The 17,172-nt window shown below is 64.2% G+C and carries 20 protein-coding genes and 1 riboswitch; of the genes, 11 read left to right on the forward strand and 9 right to left on the reverse strand.

Going from position 1 to position 17,172, the window contains the following annotated elements; genetic code table 11:
- Positions 1 to 55 precede the first annotated feature (55 nt).
- Positions 56 to 1,225, reverse strand: coding sequence for a homoserine O-acetyltransferase MetX (gene metX / locus EB233_RS07780; protein ID WP_064992437.1), 1,170 nt, complete (start codon positions 1,223 to 1,225; stop codon positions 56 to 58).
- 107 nt (positions 1,226 to 1,332) lie between these two features.
- Positions 1,333 to 1,410, reverse strand: a riboswitch (SAM riboswitch).
- A 136-nt stretch (positions 1,411 to 1,546) separates the two neighbouring features.
- On the opposite strand from metX, the gene hisC reads away from it, so the two are divergent.
- Positions 1,547 to 2,656 carry a histidinol-phosphate transaminase gene (gene hisC, locus EB233_RS07785; protein ID WP_064992436.1) on the forward strand — a complete coding sequence of 370 codons (1,110 nt, stop codon included), beginning with the start codon at positions 1,547 to 1,549 and terminating at the stop codon, positions 2,654 to 2,656.
- Between the two features lie 19 nt (positions 2,657 to 2,675).
- Complete coding sequence (locus EB233_RS07790) at positions 2,676 to 3,611, forward strand: prephenate/arogenate dehydrogenase family protein (RefSeq protein ID WP_171892217.1); 936 nt, start codon at positions 2,676 to 2,678, stop codon at positions 3,609 to 3,611.
- On the opposite strand, the gene EB233_RS07795 is transcribed toward EB233_RS07790, so the two are convergent.
- The gene (locus tag EB233_RS07795) at positions 3,608 to 4,537 is read right to left on the reverse strand and encodes a sugar kinase (protein WP_064992434.1); all 930 of its coding nucleotides are present in this window, start codon (positions 4,535 to 4,537) and stop codon (positions 3,608 to 3,610) included. The genes EB233_RS07790 and EB233_RS07795 overlap by 4 nt on opposite strands.
- A gap of 7 nt (positions 4,538 to 4,544) precedes the next feature.
- Positions 4,545 to 5,543, reverse strand: coding sequence for a DUF2125 domain-containing protein (locus tag EB233_RS07800; RefSeq protein WP_064992433.1), 999 nt, complete (start codon positions 5,541 to 5,543; stop codon positions 4,545 to 4,547).
- Between the two features lie 137 nt (positions 5,544 to 5,680).
- Between EB233_RS07800 and EB233_RS07805 the strand changes: the two genes are divergently transcribed.
- From EB233_RS07805 to EB233_RS07815, 3 genes are all read left to right on the forward strand, one after another.
- A complete protein-coding gene (locus EB233_RS07805; protein WP_064992432.1) occupies positions 5,681 to 6,202 on the forward strand; it encodes a gamma-glutamylcyclotransferase in 522 nt (173 codons plus the stop codon).
- Positions 6,203 to 6,325: 123 nt separating this feature from the next.
- Positions 6,326 to 7,273 carry an aldo/keto reductase gene (locus tag EB233_RS07810; RefSeq protein WP_064992431.1) on the forward strand — a complete coding sequence of 316 codons (948 nt, stop codon included), beginning with the start codon at positions 6,326 to 6,328 and terminating at the stop codon, positions 7,271 to 7,273.
- A 91-nt stretch (positions 7,274 to 7,364) separates the two neighbouring features.
- Positions 7,365 to 7,991 carry a LysE family translocator gene (locus tag EB233_RS07815; RefSeq protein WP_064992430.1) on the forward strand — a complete coding sequence of 209 codons (627 nt, stop codon included), beginning with the start codon at positions 7,365 to 7,367 and terminating at the stop codon, positions 7,989 to 7,991.
- An 18-nt stretch (positions 7,992 to 8,009) separates the two neighbouring features.
- On the opposite strand, the gene EB233_RS07820 is transcribed toward EB233_RS07815, so the two are convergent.
- Together EB233_RS07820 and EB233_RS07825 are read right to left on the reverse strand one after the other, a co-directional pair.
- Entirely contained in the window at positions 8,010 to 8,798 is a 789-nt protein-coding gene (locus tag EB233_RS07820; protein ID WP_064992429.1) for a lysophospholipid acyltransferase family protein, read from the reverse strand.
- A 72-nt stretch (positions 8,799 to 8,870) separates the two neighbouring features.
- Positions 8,871 to 9,782 (reverse strand): LysR family transcriptional regulator, encoded by a 912-nt coding sequence (locus EB233_RS07825; RefSeq protein WP_064992428.1) that lies wholly within the window; start codon positions 9,780 to 9,782, stop codon positions 8,871 to 8,873.
- Positions 9,783 to 9,883: 101 nt separating this feature from the next.
- Between EB233_RS07825 and EB233_RS07830 the strand changes: the two genes are divergently transcribed.
- The 3 genes from EB233_RS07830 (at position 9,884) to EB233_RS07840 (ending at position 11,726) form a co-directional block, all read left to right on the forward strand.
- Complete coding sequence (locus tag EB233_RS07830) at positions 9,884 to 10,435, forward strand: carboxymuconolactone decarboxylase family protein (protein WP_064992500.1); 552 nt, start codon at positions 9,884 to 9,886, stop codon at positions 10,433 to 10,435.
- Between the two features lie 59 nt (positions 10,436 to 10,494).
- On the forward strand, positions 10,495 to 10,965 hold the full coding sequence (locus EB233_RS07835) for a nuclear transport factor 2 family protein (RefSeq protein WP_064992427.1): 471 nt from the start codon (positions 10,495 to 10,497) through the stop codon (positions 10,963 to 10,965).
- 128 nt (positions 10,966 to 11,093) lie between these two features.
- Positions 11,094 to 11,726, forward strand: a complete 633-nt coding sequence (locus EB233_RS07840) for a pyridoxamine 5'-phosphate oxidase family protein (RefSeq protein WP_064992426.1) — start codon at positions 11,094 to 11,096, stop codon at positions 11,724 to 11,726.
- Between the two features lie 18 nt (positions 11,727 to 11,744).
- On the opposite strand, the gene EB233_RS07845 is transcribed toward EB233_RS07840, so the two are convergent.
- The 3 genes from EB233_RS07845 to ftsE form a co-directional block, all read right to left on the reverse strand.
- Complete coding sequence (locus tag EB233_RS07845) at positions 11,745 to 12,470, reverse strand: YdcF family protein (protein WP_064992425.1); 726 nt, start codon at positions 12,468 to 12,470, stop codon at positions 11,745 to 11,747.
- A 111-nt stretch (positions 12,471 to 12,581) separates the two neighbouring features.
- Positions 12,582 to 13,568, reverse strand: a complete 987-nt coding sequence (locus EB233_RS07850) for a cell division protein FtsX (RefSeq protein WP_064992424.1) — start codon at positions 13,566 to 13,568, stop codon at positions 12,582 to 12,584.
- The gene (ftsE, locus tag EB233_RS07855) at positions 13,561 to 14,220 is read right to left on the reverse strand and encodes a cell division ATP-binding protein FtsE (RefSeq protein ID WP_027054078.1); all 660 of its coding nucleotides are present in this window, start codon (positions 14,218 to 14,220) and stop codon (positions 13,561 to 13,563) included. Before ftsE ends, EB233_RS07850 begins: the two co-directional genes overlap by 8 nt.
- Before the next feature lie 189 nt (positions 14,221 to 14,409).
- On the opposite strand from ftsE, the gene EB233_RS07860 reads away from it, so the two are divergent.
- The 3 genes from EB233_RS07860 (at position 14,410) to EB233_RS07870 (ending at position 16,109) form a co-directional block, all read left to right on the forward strand.
- Entirely contained in the window at positions 14,410 to 15,054 is a 645-nt protein-coding gene (locus EB233_RS07860; RefSeq protein WP_064992499.1) for a hypothetical protein, read from the forward strand.
- Positions 15,055 to 15,076: 22 nt separating this feature from the next.
- Positions 15,077 to 15,619: a hypoxanthine phosphoribosyltransferase gene (gene hpt / locus EB233_RS07865; protein WP_027054076.1), complete on the forward strand. Its 543-nt coding sequence runs from the start codon at positions 15,077 to 15,079 to the stop codon at positions 15,617 to 15,619.
- 118 nt (positions 15,620 to 15,737) lie between these two features.
- On the forward strand, positions 15,738 to 16,109 hold the full coding sequence (locus EB233_RS07870) for a response regulator (protein ID WP_064992498.1): 372 nt from the start codon (positions 15,738 to 15,740) through the stop codon (positions 16,107 to 16,109).
- Here the strand turns inward: EB233_RS07870 and EB233_RS07875 are convergent, their stop codons facing one another.
- Positions 16,110 to 17,057 carry a DMT family transporter gene (locus EB233_RS07875; protein WP_027054074.1) on the reverse strand — a complete coding sequence of 316 codons (948 nt, stop codon included), beginning with the start codon at positions 17,055 to 17,057 and terminating at the stop codon, positions 16,110 to 16,112.
- Positions 17,058 to 17,172: the final 115 nt, after the last annotated feature.

A 17,172-nucleotide genomic window follows, 5' to 3' on the forward strand; every position in this document is an offset into this window, starting at 1 on the left:
GTCGCCTCCTGGATGGGGCGTGATCCTGGACGGACAAGTCCGCGACTTTCCCGGGTCATGCGCTCAGCCCCCTGGCGCGAGCCGCCGAGCCGATGAAGCCCTTGATGGCGGCAAACAGTTCCGGCTCGTCAAGCAGGAAGGCGTCGTGGCCGCGGTCGGTCTCGATCTCGACGAAGGATACCGATGCGCCGGCGGCGTTGAGCGCATGCACGATGGAGCGGCTTTCTTCGGTCGGAAACAGCCAGTCCGATGTGAACGACACCAGGCAGAAACGGGTCTTGGTGCCGGCAAAGGCGTCCGCCAGCCTGCCGCCATGGTCGGCGGCGAGATCGAAATAGTCCATCGACCGCGTCATGTAGAGGTAGGAGTTGGCGTCGAAGCGGTCGACGAAGGTCATGCCCTGATGGCGCAGATAGCTCTCGATCTGGAAGTCGGCGTCGAAGCCGAAAGTCAGGTGGTCGCGGTCCTGCAGATTGCGGCCGAATTTGCGGTGCAGGGCGGCCTCGGAAAGGTAGGTGATGTGGGCAGCCATGCGGGCCACCGCCAGGCCCTTTTCCGGGCGCTTGCCGTGCTCGAAATATTTGCCGCCATGCCAGTCCGGATCGGCCATGACGGCTTGTCGGCCGACCTCGTGGAAGGCGATGTTCTGTGAGGAATGGCGGGCGCCGGTGGCAATCGGCAGCGCCGAAAAGACGCGCTCGGGGTAGCTCGACGCCCATTCCAGCACCTGCATGCCGCCCATCGAGCCACCGAGCACGCAAAACAGTTTCTCGATGCCGAAATGGTCGATCAGCATCTGCTGCGCGCGCACCATGTCACGGATGGTGATGACCGGCAGGTCGAGCCCATAGGGCTTGCCGGTGGCGGGGTTGGTCGAGGCCGGCCCGGTGGAGCCGAGGCAGCCGCCGATGACGTTGGAGCAGATGACGAAGAAACGGTTGGTGTCGATGATCCTGCCGGGGCCGATCAGCACTTCCCACCAGCCCGGTTTGCCGGTCACCGGGTTGGTGCTGGCGACATGCTGGTCACCGGTCAATGCGTGGCAGACGAGGATGGCATTGGAGCGGGCATCGTTCAGCGTGCCATAGGTCTGGTAGGCGATCTGGAACGGCGACAGAAGCGTGCCGGCGTCGAGCTTGAGCGGCTTGTCGCGCCCGAAGCGCAACACCGGGCTCGACGGCTGGTCGGCCTCGTTGTTGGTCTTTCCTGCACGCGGAGCGGCCATTCTCGTCTCACTTGCTGCATCGTATCAGCCGACAGATCGCCCGCCGATGCGTCGTCCGGCCGGCAGCGGACAATAAAAAAACCGGCATTGCCATTCGCAAAGCCGGTTACGTCACGCAAACGGCCCTTTAGCGAATTGTTTAACGTGGCTGCAAGCCGACCGGCCAAATCACCACGGGACTGTCATTGTTCTTCTAGAACTCGTCCGCTCCGTCGTCAATGCCGTCTGCTGGCCCCACTGCCACCTCTCGACATTGCCGCCCATGGCTTGTATTTCCGCTGCGGCCTCCAGATGGGGGCATTTCGACGGATTTTACGGAAAATGACACAGACACCGGATCAGGCACGTCCAACCCCGCGCGCGGGCATCATGGACATCGACGCCTATGTGCCCGGCAAGAGCACGGCGCCGGCCGGCGTCGCCAAGGTCTACAAGCTGTCGTCGAACGAGAATCCGCTCGGTCCGTCACCGAAGGCGATCGAGGCCGCGCGGGAGATTGCTGGAAAGCTCGACATCTATCCCGATGGCACCGCCAGGCGGCTGCGCGAGGCGATCGCCGAGGTGCATGGCCTCAATGCGCAGAACATCATCTGTTCCAACGGTTCCGACGAGATCCTCGGTCTTCTGGCTCAGACCTATCTCGCCCCTGGCGACGAGGCCGTGTTCACCGAACACGCCTTCATGGTCTACAAGATCTACATACAGTCGGCAGGCGCGGTGCCGGTTGTGGTCAAGGAGACCGACGAGCGCGCCGATATCGATGCGATCCTGGCCGCCGTCACGCCGCGTACGAAAATCGTGTTTCTCGCAAATCCCAACAATCCGACCGGCACCTATGTGCCGTTCCAGGAGGTGCGCCGCCTGCATGCCGGCCTGCCCCGCAACGTGCTCCTGGTGCTCGACGCGGCCTATGCCGAATATGTCCGCCGCAACGATTATGAAGCCGGCATCGAACTGGCCGGCAGCGCCGAGAATGTGGTCATGACCCGCACCTTCTCCAAGATCGGCCTCGGCGGGGCGCGGATCGGCTGGATGTACGGACCCATGCACATCGTCGACGCCATCAACCGCGTACGCGGTCCCTTCAACGTCAATGCGACGGCGATCGAGGCCGGTATCGCCGCGATCCGCGACCGGGCCCATGTCGAGCGTAGCGTGGCGCATAACGAGACCTGGCTTGCCTGGCTGAGCGCGGAGATGACCGGGCTCGGATTGCGGGTGACGCCGAGCGTCGGCAATTTCCTGCTCATCCATTTTCCCAACGACCAGAAGCATTCGGCGGCGGCGGCAGACGATTACCTGACGGCGCGCGGCTATATATTGCGGCGCGTTTCTGGCTACGGTTTCCCCAACGCGCTGCGCATGACCGTCGGCACCGAAGAGGCCAATCGCGGCGTCGTCGCCGCGCTGACGACATTCCTGAAAAGCTAGAACGCCCGAAAGCCGCACCATGACATCACCGATGTTTGAAAAGATCGCGCTGGTCGGCATCGGCCTGATCGGCTCGTCGCTGGCCCGCGTCATCCGCCGCGAAGGCCTGGCAGGCCACGTGGCCATCTCCACCCGCAGCGCCGCGACGCTGGCGCGGGCGCGGGAGCTTGGACTGGGCTCGTCCTACACGACGGATGCGAAGGAAGCGGCTCGCGACGCCGATCTGGTCATCGTCTCGGTGCCGGTCGGCTCATCGGGGGCGGTGGCGCAGGAAATCGCCCCGGCGCTGAAGCAGGGTGCGATTCTTACCGATGTCGGCTCGACAAAGGCCTCGGTCATCGCGCAAATGCAGCCGCATGTGCCTGGCGGCGTCCATTTCATCCCCGGACATCCGCTGGCCGGTACGGAAAAATCCGGACCGGATGCCGGCTTTGCCGATCTGTTCGACAATCGCTGGTGCATCTTCACGCCTCTGCCGGACACCGATCCGGAGGCGCTGGAAAGGCTGTCGGAATTCTGGCGCCGCTGCGGCGCCAACATCGACACGATGGACCCGCAGCATCACGACATGACGCTCGCCATCGTCTCGCACCTGCCGCACATCATCGCCTACAACATCGTTGGCACAGCCGACGATCTGGAATCGGTGACCAAGACCGAAGTCATCAAATATTCCGCCTCCGGCTTTCGCGACTTCACGCGTCTGGCAGCCTCCGACCCGACCATGTGGCGGGACGTGTGCCTGCACAACAAGGACGCCATCCTCGAAATGCTGGCGCGGTTTTCGGAAGACCTGGCGTTCCTGCAGCGCGCGATCCGCTGGGGCGACGGCGACAAGCTGTTCGACCTGTTCACCCGCACCCGCGCCGTACGCCGCTCGATCATCGAGGCCGGCCAGGATATCGATGCGCCGGATTTCGGCCGGCAGGCGGTCGAGCACCCGGCGAAGAGCTAGGCTGTTGCAAGCCAGGTCGCCGCGACCATCGCCAGCGTCTCGGCGCGGTCCGGTGCGCCGAGCCTGCCGCCGAAGCGCAGGCATTTGAGCGCGGCGGCGGCACTGGCAAAGCGCAAAGCCTGCTCGACCGGCATGGCTTCCGCAAGTCCGACGGCAAAGGCGCCGTGAAAGACATCGCCCGCCGCCAGTGTGTCGACCGCCTTGATATTTGGTGCCGCGACATGGCGGGATGATCCGGCGCTGCGATCGAACCACCATGTGCCTGCCGCGCCGCCGGTGACCGCGACGAATGCGTCGGTGCGGGAAGCCATGTCGGTGCATGCGGTCTGCAGATCCAGCGCGTGGCCGCATACGATGCGGACCGCCGGCTCGGAGGCGACGATGTGCGAGGCCAGCGGCAACAGCTGCTCCAGCACCGCCAGCGGTGCTGTGTCGGCATCGAGGATCGCCGGCCGACCGGCGGCGCGCGCCGCCTTCAGGGCTAGCGCCGCGGCACCCGGCCAGCGCACGTCGACCAGCACGGCATCGAACACAGCGATGTCCGTGAAAGGCAAAGTCCCGGGATCGGCCTGTGCCAGGCTGTCGTAGAAAGGCACGATGATGCGCTCGCCATGGGCGTCGACAAGGATCGAGGCCAGTGCCGAACGGGCGCCACTGACGCGACGCACGTGGCTGCAATCGACACCCTCAGCCTCGATGCCGGCAATCAGCTGATCGCCGACTGTGTCATCGCCGACGCTCGCCCACAGCGACACGTCGGCGCCAAGGCGATGTGCGGCGCAGGCAGCACTGGTGGCCATGCCCGAGGCGATCTGGACACCGTCGGCCGCAATGAATTTTCCCTGATGCGTGGGCAACGTCTCGACACGCAGGATGGTGTCCAGCGTCAGCGCGCCGACACTCAGGAGCCTCGCTGGTCTTGCCATGGCCGCGCTATTGAACCGGCTTGATCTTGCCGAGCGGGATGAAACCGAGCGAGGCCTTGCCCTTGATCACTTTGAGCGGCATCGACGGTTCGCTGCCGAGCATGGCCAGCGCGGCAAAACCCTGCTCGATTGCATTCTTCTGCTCGGGTATGGCACCGGCCAGGATGGTCGCCACGGCTTTGGGATCCTTGATCCGGATCATCAGGTCGGCATCGACCAGGCCTTCCGTATCGACCGACAACGGCCCGGAAACGGTGACCCGCGCCGTGCCCGAGGACAGATCGAGGTTGCGGATCTCGACCTTTTGGCCGCGCAGGCTCTTCACCTGCGTCCCAATCAGCGCCACACCATTCTTCAGCGTGGCGTCGCCGCCGGCATCGAGCGCCGGCAGCACGCGCCCGCCGATCGCGTCTGGGTCGATCTCCAGATCGGTGAAGCTGCCGACATAGTCGATATCCCCGCCGTTCGGCTGCAGCTGGCCTGATGCCTTGCCGGCGCTGAACAACTCCACCGGATCGGTGTCGTCGGCCGGATCGGTCTGGCCCGACAGGCCGTCCGCCTGCAGCGCAATGCGCCGTGGTAGCGGCCATGACAGTTTGACGTTGGCCTGCAGGTTGTCCCAGTCGATCCACAGCGGCACCATGCCGGGGACCGAGGTTCTGAGCGGACCGCGCAGATCGGCGACGGGCGACAAAGGCTGGATGATCTGGGCGACGGCATTGAAGGAGCCGGCCGAGGCCGCGATATTCCTGGCATCGTCCTCATACGCCAGATTGTCGCAAGACACGGCAAAGCTCAGGGGATAACCACTGACCTGGAGATTGGCGCAGCCGGCCTGGATGCCGCTCTTGTTGAGCGTGGCAACCGCCTTGTCGGCTTCTGTCCTGACCCTGTTGGCCAGGTAGAACCAGCCGGCGCTGTAAATGGCGAACAGCACAACGATGAACGCCACGAGCCAGAACAGGCCGCGGCGGGACTTTGGTTGGCGTTCGTCACTTGACGTCATGCTTTGGCTCTCATTAACGCATGGGTATTGGTGGACGGACCTTCGATTCCGACAACACTAGGTAGACAGAGACGAGCGGAAAAAACACCGGTTTCCGGTGCGGTGTTGCCATTCTTTTTGCAATCAGGCGCGGCGATATGGGCGATTTTTGGGTGTTTGGTTACGGTTCGCTGATCTGGCGGCCGGGTTTCGCGCATGTCGAGACACGGCGCGCCCATCTGCACGGCTACCGCCGCTCGCTCTGTGTCTATTCCTTCGTGCATCGCGGCACGCGCCAGCGGCCCGGACTGGTGCTCGGCCTCGACCATGGCGGCTCCTGCGTCGGCCTTGCCTTCCGCGTGCCGGGCGAATTGCGCGACGAGGTCATCGCCTATCTGCGCGAGCGTGAGCTCGTCACATCAGTCTATCTCGAGCGCACGCTCAAGGTCCGCCTCGATGGTGGCGCGGCGGTCGAGGCGGTGGCCTACATCGTCGACCGCAAGCATGAGCAATATGCCGGGGCGCTGGACGCGGCGGATGCGGCAGCAATGGTGCGCGGCGCGGTCGGCCAATCCGGCAACAACGAGGACTATGTGCTCAGCACGCTGAAACATCTGGAAGCACTCGGCATCCGCGACCATTGGCTGGAGGGGGTGGCGCGGGGGATAGCACCTTTGTGAAGCGCTGGCTCTGCGGAAAAGGCCGCCAGGCCTTTGACCTCGATGCGGCAAGACCTAGGTTAGGGTCCGAACCCAGCGAGCGGGCGTCCTGCGCCCGGCCCCAAATCATCACGGAGATCAGTCTTGCAGAAACGCCGTCTCGGTCGCACCGACCTTTCCATCGCGCCGCTGGTCCTGGGCGGCAATGTGTTCGGCTGGACCGCCGACGAGAAAACCTCGTTTGACCTGCTCGATCGCTTCGTCGCAGGCGGCCTCGACGCCATCGACACGGCCGACGCCTATTCGCGCTGGGTGCCGGGCAACAAGGGCGGCGAATCGGAGACCATCATCGGCAACTGGATGAAAGATCGTGGCAACCGCGACAAGGTCGTGGTGATCACCAAGGTCGGCTCTGATATGGGGCAAGGCCACAAGGACCTGTCAGCCGCCTATATCGAAAAGGCCGTCGACGCCTCCCTGAAGCGGCTGCAGACCGATGTCATCGATCTCTATCTGTCGCACTGGCCGGACCCGACGACGCCATACGAGGAAACGCTCGGGGCCTACGAGAAACTGCTCGCCAAGGGCAAGGTCCGTCATGTCGGCTGCTCGAACCTCGACGCCGGCCAGCTGCGCGCCGCGCTCGACGTGGCAAGCCTGCGCGGCCTGCCTCGCTACGAGGTGCTGCAGCCGGAATATAATCTTTACGACCGCTCCTCCTTCGATGGGCCGCTGCGCGATCTGTGCGTGGCCGAGGACATCGGCGTCATCACCTATTTCAGCCTGGCCAAGGGTTTTCTGAGCGGCAAATACCGCAGCGAGGCCGATCTTGGCCAAAGCGAGCGCGGAGGCGGGGTGAAAGACTACCTCAATGCGCGGGGCATGCGTATTCTCGCCGCCCTTGACGCGGTATCCGCCAGGCATTCGGCCAAACAGGCCGAGGTTGCGCTTGCCTGGGTCATTGCGCGGCCCGGCGTCACCGCGCCGATCGCCAGCGCCACCAAGCCCAGCCAGATGGACAGCCTGATCAAGGCGGCGTCGCTGAAACTGACCGCCGACGACATGGCCGAGCTCGACAGAGCGAGCGGCTGAGGCTTCGGCCAGCTCGACTCGCACGAACGTCCAAGACCACCCACCCTGTCTTGCCTTAGCGTCCTGCGCTCAAGGCAAGACAGGGTGTGCAATGAGTGAGCCGCTTCTCTCGCAGCCGGAGCTTTGGCGACCGCTGCTCGCGCTGGTGTTGGCCTCGATCGTTGTCATGGGTAGTCCGGGGCCGGCAACGATAAGCGTCACCGCCGTTGGCGCCGCCTTCGGCCTGCGCGATTCGCTGCGCTATGCCTGGGGGGTCGTTCTTGGCACGATCGCGGTGCTGCTGGTTGTGGCGACCGGGATCACGGCGGCGCTTTCCTCGATGCCGAGGCTGGCGCCGGTGCTGGTTGTCGCGTCCGCGGCCTACATTCTCTATCTCGCCTTCAGGATCGCCACGGCGCCCCCGCTCGCGGCGGGCGCCGCCGACGCTTCGCGCCCGACCTGGCTGGCCGGGTTTCTTCTGGCTGTCGCCAACCCCAAGGCCTATGTGGCGATCGCCGCCGTGTTCGCCGGCGCCTCGTCGAAACAGGGCGGTGCCGAACCCGGCCTCTGGCTGAAGCTGGCGGTGCTCGCCGCGATGATCCTTGTCATCCACGCCTTGTGGCTGCTGGCCGGCGCCGCGCTCGCGCGCTTCCTGCGCAGGCCCGTCGCGTCGCGGATCATCAACCTGGTGTTCGCCGCGACGCTGGTGCTGACCACGGTGCTGGCTGTCTATGGCTGATTGCCTGCAGGAGGACCTTCAGGCCTTCGCGCCGAGCTCCCGCAACCGTTTCACCGCCGTCGGCGGCAGCGCCGGCGGGTTGGGCGCGCGCGATGCCTCGACGAGCATCTGATCGCAGGCGGCTTCGGTTTCGCCGATCAGCCGCGCCATGAATTCCTCCTTGCCGAGGCCCGGCGGAATCGGCTGCAGGAAGCGCGCCTTGATGGTGCCGGGATAGCGCAGGAATTTGCGGCGCGGCCAATAGAGGCCGGCGACATGGGCCACAGGCACCACCGGAACGCCAAGCTGCGTATAGATTTCGACGATGCCGTATTTGTAGGCCGGCTCGTCGCCCGGCGCGCGGCGCGTGCCCTCGGGATAGATAATCAGCTGGCGTGGGTTGCGCGCCATCTCTTCCTTGGTCGCCGCGACCACCGCCTTCAAGGCCTTGGAGCGGCTGCCGCGATGAACCGGGATCATGCGCATCTTCATGATGTACCAGCCGAAGAACGGGATCCAGGTCAACTCGCGCTTGAGGATGTAGAGCGGATCCTGAAGGAAGGGGAAGAACGCAATCGCGTCCCAGAACGACTGGTGCTTGGGCGCCAGGATGAAGGAGCCCTCGGGCAGGTTTTCCTGCCCGGTGATGTCGCTCCTGGTGCCGGCGATCTTGTCATAGAGCCACATGCAGCTGCGCGACCAGAATTTCGGTACGAACCAGGCGCGGTGACGGGGCGACAGGAAATAATAGGGGGTCCAGAGGATCATCTGGACGATCAGATTGACGTAGAAGACGAAGTTGAACGCCAGCGATCTGACATAGAGCATGGGGGAGGTCCGGTGAGGAAGTGTGCGTTGGTTACACCAAGCGGGCGCAAAAAGGAAACACCGCGATGCGGCTCATTCCTGCCAGGTCGCCTGCGCCAGACGTTCCCTGAGGCGCGGCGCGGCGAAGTCGAGGAAGGCGCGAAGTTTCACCGGCAACCGGCCCTGGCCCGCATGCACCAGGTTTACCGGCCAAGGCTCGGGTTCGAAATCCCTGAGCACGGGACGCAGCGCTTCTGACCGCACAGCGGCGACGACCTGGTAGGAGAGCACCCGCGTCAACCCGACCTCGGCGATTGCCGCGTCGATCGCCGCCTCGGCAGTGTTGACGCGGAGCCTCGAGCGGACCGGCACGGCAAAGTCGGCCTTGTCCACCGCGAAGGTCCAGGTGGCGAGAGAACTGAGGCCCTCGAAAGTGATGCAGCTGTGCGTCGCGAGATCTCCCGGGCTTTTCGGAGTGCCCCGGTCCGCCAGATAGGCCGGACTTGCGCACACGACATGACCAATCGAGCCGACCTTGATGGCGACCATGCGCGAATCCGGCAACCGGCCGATGCGGACGGCGAGGTCGATATGGTCCTCGGCCAATTGAGCTATCCTGTCGCCGAGCGTCAGGCGGATATCCACCTGCGGGTACGCGGCGAGGAAGGCAGTGACGACCGGCAGCACATGAAGGCGGCCAAAGACAATCGGCGCAGTGATGATCAGCTCACCCGTGGGAGCGCTGTATTCCCCGCCGGCGATGCGTTCGGCCTCGCCGACCTCGTCGAGAATGCGGCGGCAGGCGGCAAGGTAGGCGTCGCCGGCATCGGTAAGCGTCAGCCGCCGTGTCGAGCGGTTCAGCAGGCGTGTCTTGAGATGCCGTTCCAGTTCGGAGACCTTGCGGCTGACTGTGGCCAGCGGAATGCCGCAACGGCGTGCGGCGGCTGAAAGACTGCCGTCTTCCGCCGCCGCGATGAAAAGGGACATGGCTTCCAGGCGATCCATAACTTCTTCCGGAAATTGGAAAGGTTGATTGCAAATATGGCATCTACATCCATCAGATGGAAGGATGCATATAAGCCGTGCACATCAACAAGGAAGTCGTCATGTCCCGCATCGCCACACCATCGTCCATTGCCGCTGCTCCCGCCGCAGCGCAGCCCCTGCTGCAGGCGGTTGAAAAACAGCTCGGTGCCGTGCCGAACCTGTTTCGAATGGTCGCCAACAGTCCGGCCGCGCTCGGAGGCTATCTGGGCATGTCGGGGGCGCTGGCCAAGGGCCGGTTGCCGGCGTCGACACGCGAGCGCATTGCGTTGGCCATCGCCGAGATCAATGGCTGCAATTACTGTCTTTCCGCGCACACCTACCTGGGCAAGAACCTCGCGAGGCTCGACGAAGCCGAGATCATGGCCAATCGCCATGGTGGCTCCACGGACCCCAAGGCGGCCGCGGCTGTGCATTTTGCCGCCCGGGTTGCGCAAAGCCGTGGGCATGTCGGCGACGGGGATCTCTCTGCCGTCAGGCTGGCGGGCTACGATGATGGGGAGATCATCGAGATCGTCCAGCATGTCGCCCTCAACGTCTGGACCAACTATATCAACGAGGTTGCCCAGACCGAGATCGATTTTCCGGTTGTTTCTGCCCGCGATGCTGCCTGAATCCGGAAAGGGGCTGGCGGTGCCGCCGGTCCCCACCCGTCATGCCACAGAGGATTCCCATGTCTGAAAGTCGCCCGCCGCTACCGCCCTTCACCGCCGAAACAGCCGCGCAGAAGGCGCGCATGGCCGAGGATGCGTGGAATTCGCGTGATCCGGCACGGGTCGCGCTCGCCTATACGACCGACAGCCGCTGGCGCAACCGCGCCGAATTCCTGCAAGGCCGCGAAGCCATCCAGGCCTTCCTGACGCGTAAATGGAGCCGGGAGCTAGACTACCGGCTGATCAAGGAGGTCTGGGCCTTCCACGGCAACCGCATCGCCGTGCGCTTCGCCTATGAATGGCACGATGACTCCGGCTCCTGGTTCCGCAGCTACGGCAATGAGAACTGGGAGTTCGACGAGCACGGGCTGATGCGCCTGCGCATCGCCAGCATCAACGACCTGCCGATCGCGGAAGCCGAGCGGAAATATCATTGGCCGCTCGGGCGCCGCCCGGACGATCACCCAATATTGTCGGAGCTCGGACTTTAGACCGGTTCAGCGTTTGATGGAATCGCCGAACCGCTCTAACTCTTTGTTTTTACGCAATTCCGGACGGAAAACCGTTACACACTTTTCCTGGAATTGCTGGAGGCCGGCTCGAATTAAGGAGGCTTTCGATGAACGCGCATGCTTTCACCAGCGACGTCGCCTTCACGCCGACCGTCAAGGCGATCCAGGCGCGCAAGGGCTCGCGCCAGTCCTATGCCCGCGTCGAGGAGCGCGGCGGCTGGCAGGCTGTCATCACGCCGGACCTTGCCGCTTTTATCGCGCTGCAGACGAGCGCCTTCCTGTCGACGGCCAACAGCGATGGCCAGCCCTATATCCAGCATCGCGGCGGCCCCGCCGGGTTTCTCAAGGTGCTGGATGAAAAGACGATCGGCTTTGCCGATTTCTCCGGCAATAGGCAGTTCATCACGCAGGGCAACCTGGCCGACAATCCGCAAGCCTTCCTGTTCCTGATCGACTACATGCTGCGCCAGCGCATCAAGATCTGGGGCACGGCCCGCGTCGTCGAGAATGATGCCGAGCTGATGGCGAAGCTGATGCCGCGGGATTACAAGGCACGGCCCGAACAGGTCATCCTGTTTACCGTCTCGGCCTGGGATGCCAACTGCCCGCAACACATCCCGCAGCGCTTCGAGGCTGCCGACGTGGCGGCGGCGCTTGGCGAGCGGGACCGGCGCATTCAACAGCTGGAGCAGGAGGTTTTACGCCTGAAAGCCGCGTCGAAGGGGACAGACGAGGAATGACGGGGTCTCGCCGGGGGCTCAGCCGCCGGCCGCCGTCTCGGCCAGTGCGATGCCGTCAGGGGTCGGTTTCATCGGTACGATGCCGCGCGCCAGCGCCAGCAAGTATTTGGCGTATTCGGTGAACAGTACCCGCAAGGCCCGTGGCTTGGTCAGCCAGCCGCCATTGTCGAGATTGGAGTTGACCACTGGATAGGGTTCCAGCTTGGCGCCATGCAGCAACCGGCCCATTTCCAGCAGGCTGCGCGGCATGTGGTAGTTGTTGGTGACCAGGATCACCGTGCCATAAGCATGGCTTTCGACCCATTTGGCGCTTTCCTCGGCATTGCCGATCGTGTCGAGCGCGGCGCGGTCGATGTCGACGCAGCAGGAAAACAGCTTCTTGTCGCCACCGGTCGCGGCCTGCAGCTGGCGCCGGCTGGCGGAAGGATGTACGCCGCTGATCAACAGCCGCTCGCCCTTGCCTGACGCCAGCAGATCCATCGCCGCATCGAGGCGGGACTGGCCGCCGGTCAGCACGATAATGGCATCGGCCTTGGCCGGATTGGCGGGCGTGGTCAGATGGGCGACCTTGTTGGCGAACCAGCCGAAGCCGCCGGCGAACAACATGACAAGAACGAGGAGAGAGAGCGCGGATATGCGCAGCGCGGTCCTTAAACGGCTAACTGGGCTGCGGTCGCGCAAACGAGCAACCACCACTGGCATCTGCCCAGCCGTCCCGGTCGAGTCCCGCACGTCCATAGCCATATGGTTAATCCCGAAATGCGGCCTTTGGTAGGTAAAAGACGCACTTTGCGTTACGCCGTTTCTCCATCCGTGATCACCCTTCTTCCATTCCCGCCAAAGCATGCGCCCTTTTCATGCGTCGGGCTGGCGAACGTCGATGTCGCTGAGATAGGCGACGACGGTGGCATGTGAGGTTGCCGCCGTCAGCGCGCCGATCACCAGCACCATCAGGACGACGCCGAGATAACCTGCCGAGCCGATGGCGAAATTGCCGAACAAAGCGGTTGCCTGATCGGCTTGCGGCGTTGCCATGTTGCGCGACGACCACCAGGAAAAGACGATGAAGACCAGCACCGCCGCAGCCCCGCCGGCGGCGGCGCCCTTCATGCCGGTGACCAGGAAATGGCGGCGGAATTCGCGTGCGATGAAGGTCGCCTCGGCGCCGACGAAATGCAGCACCTCGATGATGTGACCGTTGCCAGCCATGGCGCCACGGGTGGCGAAGACAACGGTCAGCACCGTGGCCGACAGCATCAGCGCCAGCACGGCGATGCCTATGGTCACCGTGGTGCGGGCCATGGCCACCAGCCGGTCGACCCAGGTGCGGTGATCGTCGAGCGACGCGCTAGGCAGCTTCGGCGTGATGGCGGCGCGCATGGCGGCGAAGTCGGGCGGGCTGTTCTCGTCGATGGTAACGATGATCAGGCGCGGCACCGGCAGTTCGTCGATGTTGAGGCCCGAACCCAGCCATGGCTCCAAGAGCCTGGCGGTCGCCTCGCGATCGATGATCCTCGTCGACTTCACACCGGCGAATTCGCCGGCGATCTGCGAGGCCTGGGTTAGGGCTGCCTCCATGTCGAGGCCGTCGGCCGGCTTGATCTGGATCGTCGCCTCGCGCGAGATCTGGTTCTCCCAGACCGAAGCGGTGTCGCGCACCAGCGTCACCGCGCCGAAGGTCAGGCAGGACAGGAAAGTCATGATGGCGATGACCAGGACGAGTGCCCGGCCGGCGATGTTCTGCGCCGGCACGATCGGCGCCATCCGACGCTGGGCGCGTGGCCTTGCCTCGGCCGCCTCGGCGTCCTGCTCGTCAAGGTGTTCGGCGGACAGCTCAGTCATAGATGTCCAGCCTTCCGCCGGCCAGGATCATGCGGCGCGCGTCGACCTGTTCCATCAGGCCGAGGTCGTGCGTGGCGATCACCACGGCGGTGCCGAGACGATTGAGCTCGATGAACAGCCGCAGCAGGCGCCGCGCCAGCGGAGGATCGACATTGCCGGTCGGTTCGTCGGCCAGCAGGATCTCCGGCTGCTCGATCAAGGCACGCGCGATGGCGGCGCGCTGCTTCTCGCCGCCCGACAGGACCGGCGGCAGCACATGCATGCGCTCGCCCAGCCCCACCCATTTCAACAGCTCGGTGACATCGGTGCGGTAGCTCGTTTCCTCGCGCCCGCGCACCCGCAGCGGCAGCGCGACATTCTCATAGGTGGTCATGTGGTCGAGCAGGCGAAAATCCTGAAACACCACGCCGATGCGGCGCCGCAGATGCGGCAATTCGGTGCGCGAGATGCGCGAGCGGTCCTTGCCGAAAATCGTGATCAGCCCGCGCGTCGGTTTGAGCGACATGAACAAAAGGCGCAGCAACGTCGTCTTGCCGGCGCCCGAAGGTCCGCTCAGGAACTGGAAGGAGCGCTCCGGTATATGCAAGGAAATGTCGCGGAGGATTTCCGGACCCATGCCATAGCGGAGGCCGACATTTTCGAAGCGAATCAATTTCGACGACCTGAGATTCCGGGTGGCGGCGAGCCAGCCTGTTCTGGAAGAAGACCATCGGCCGGCATGGTTAACCGGCGGTTAATTCCTGGGTTCTTTCGGCTCTTCAAGAGGGCTCCGGTGGGGAAGCGTTAACCATTTGTGTTTACGCAAAAGAAACGAAAAGCGAACACGCGCAATAACGGGGCCTTGATGGCTGACGAACGAACCGCGCGCCCGGTTTCCGGCGAAATCATGACCGATCCCCCGGCAATCGCCGTGGCGGACCGGATCGTGCGCGGCCCGGCGGCCGATATCGTCGACGCGGACTATGTGGTGATCTCGCGGCCGATCCCACCGGTTGAAAACGTTTCGCCACAGCCGCGCTTGATCGTCACGCCGCCCATCGAGGGCATGGACATGTTGCGCAAGCCGGAAACGCCGGCGGAACGGCCGCGGGCCGCGCGCGGCGGGCCGATCTTCTGGATCGCCGGAATTGGTGCCGCGTTGGCCGCCTTCTGGGTCTCCGGCGGGCATGCGCTGATGCGCCAGGCACCGTTCCTTTCCGGGGCGCAAGCGTCGGCGTTGACGATTTCAGGCGTCACCTCGCGCGTCGGCGCCTCGGGGGCGAATCCAGTGCTGTTCGTCGATGGCGAGGCGGCCAATGACGGGATCGCGCCGGCGACAATGCCGCCACTCGAAATCCGGGTGACAGGCAATGACGGCCGCACGACCCGCTATACGTTGGGGACATCCGGCCATTCGCTGGCATCGGGCGAAAGATTCGGCTTTGCCAGCCGGCTCGACGTGCCTAAGAACGGCGTAAAGACCGTTTTGGTTACTTTCGCTGACTAGGCGATCACCGGGGAAGACCACAATGCCAATCGTACGCGACAAGGACATCGAAGTCCTGTTTTCGGCATCAGCGATCGCACGGCGTAATCTCGAACTCGCCAAGGAGATCGCCGGGCACGACTATCATGATCTCTTGGTGATTTCGGTGCTGAAGGGCTCGTTCATCTTCGCCGCCGACCTTATCCGCGCCATGCATGATGTCGGCCTGTCGCCCGAGGTCGAGTTCATCTTCATCTCCAGCTATGGCGCCGGCACCACCAGCGGCGAGGTGAGGGTGCTGCGCGACATCGACAATGAGGTTGCCGGCCGCGACGTGCTGCTGATCGACGACATTCTGGAATCGGGCAAGACGCTGACCTTCACCCGCGACCTGATGCTGTCGCGCGGCGCGAGAAGCTGTTCCATTGCCGTGCTGCTCGACAAGCGCATGCGCCGCCAGACCGCGCTCACCGCCGATTATGTCGGCTTCGACTGCCCCGATTATTTCGTTGTCGGCTATGGCATGGATGTCGCGCACGCCTTTCGTGAATTGCCGTTCGTCGGCGTCGTGAAAGGCGATGCGTGAGGCCACCGCCGCCTGCCGACGAGGTCTGAAGAAGGCCTTAACGCCATGGAAAAATTAGGCCGGTCGGCCGGTGGGTCCTTTCAGGAAACATCAACTTTTCGCGGCCAAATTGCCGGCCATGGCAAAGCTTCTGATCGTCGAGGACGATGAGTCCGTCCGCACCCTCGCTGCCCGCGCGCTGGAACGCGCCGGCCATGCAATCGATATCGCCGCCGACGGCGCTCAAGGCCTGGCGCTGATCCGCGCCGCGAGCGGCGGCTACGATCTCGTCGTCTCCGACATCCGCATGCCGGAGATGGACGGCATCGAGATGGCGATCGCGGCGGCCGCCCTTTTCCCGGCAATTAAGATCATGCTGATGACCGGCTATGCCGACCAACGCGAGCGCGCCGAGGAGTTGAACGGCATCATCCTCGATGTCGTGCAAAAGCCCTTCACGCTGGCCGAAATCCGCTCGCGCGTCGAACGGGCGCTGATCTGCTTCGCCTGATCACACCGGATCGGCGGTTGCAAGCACCGGCGCCGCGCTCTTGCGCCGTGCCGTGTTGAGCGCCAGCAGGCCGGCGCCGATGATCAGCGCCGCACCGATGACCGTGGTCGACCTGGGCACCTCGGCGAAGAACAGGAAACCCCACAGCGGCGACCACAGGATGCCGGTGTATTCGAAGGTGGCGACCCGGTTGGCCGGCGCCAGCCTGTAGCCCTGCGACAAAAGGATCATGCCGGCCGAGGCGACGAAACCGCAGGCGGCCATCTTGAGGAAATCCGGCAGCGTCGGCCATATCCATGGCCGCACCAGGAATTCGACGCTCGGGTGAACGGCGTGGGTTATGCCGGCAAGGTGGAATGTGCCGGCAACGACGGCTGCGCCAACGAGATAAGCACCGTTCTGGTAAAAGGCCATGACGGTGGACGATTCGGTATCGCCGATCTTGCGGGCCATCAGTTGCGAGAATCCGTAGAGCGCTGCCGAACCTAGCGACAGCAGCGCCGCCCAGTCGAACAGGCCGGCGCCGGGGCGCACCATGACGATGACGCCGAACAGCCCGATCAGCACGGTCGCCAGCGTCCGCCAGGACACGCGCTCGCCGAGATAGGGTCCGGCCAGTGCCATGATGAACAGCGGCGCCATGAAATAAAGCGCCACCGCGTCGGCCAGCGGCAGCGCTGCGATGGCCAGATAATAAACCGTGTAGGAGGTGAACTGGATGAAAGCGCGTATCGTCAGCAGGCCGAACCGCTTCGACAGGATTGCGCGCAAGCCGACATCGGCGTGGACGAGGACGATCAGAATCGGCAAGGCGACGATCGAGCGGATCGCCATCACCTCGGTCACCGGGTAACCGCTTGACACGGCTTTGACGAGCGGGTCCTGCAGCGAGAACACCAGCACACCCAGGCACAGGCTCAGGATGCCGCGCACCATCCTATTCTGCATCTGGGTTCCGGCTCCTGCGCGCATGATCCGAAGCTGCCGCCTGCGGGGTAAAAAGAACCCGCCACCGTTTCGGGCAGCGGGTACGAGTGAGGACTCTTTATTGGTCCGCGGCCGA

Origin of the sequence: Mesorhizobium erdmanii, assembly GCF_013170725.1 — a bacterium.
GTDB classification, from domain to species: domain Bacteria; phylum Pseudomonadota; class Alphaproteobacteria; order Rhizobiales; family Rhizobiaceae; genus Mesorhizobium; species Mesorhizobium erdmanii.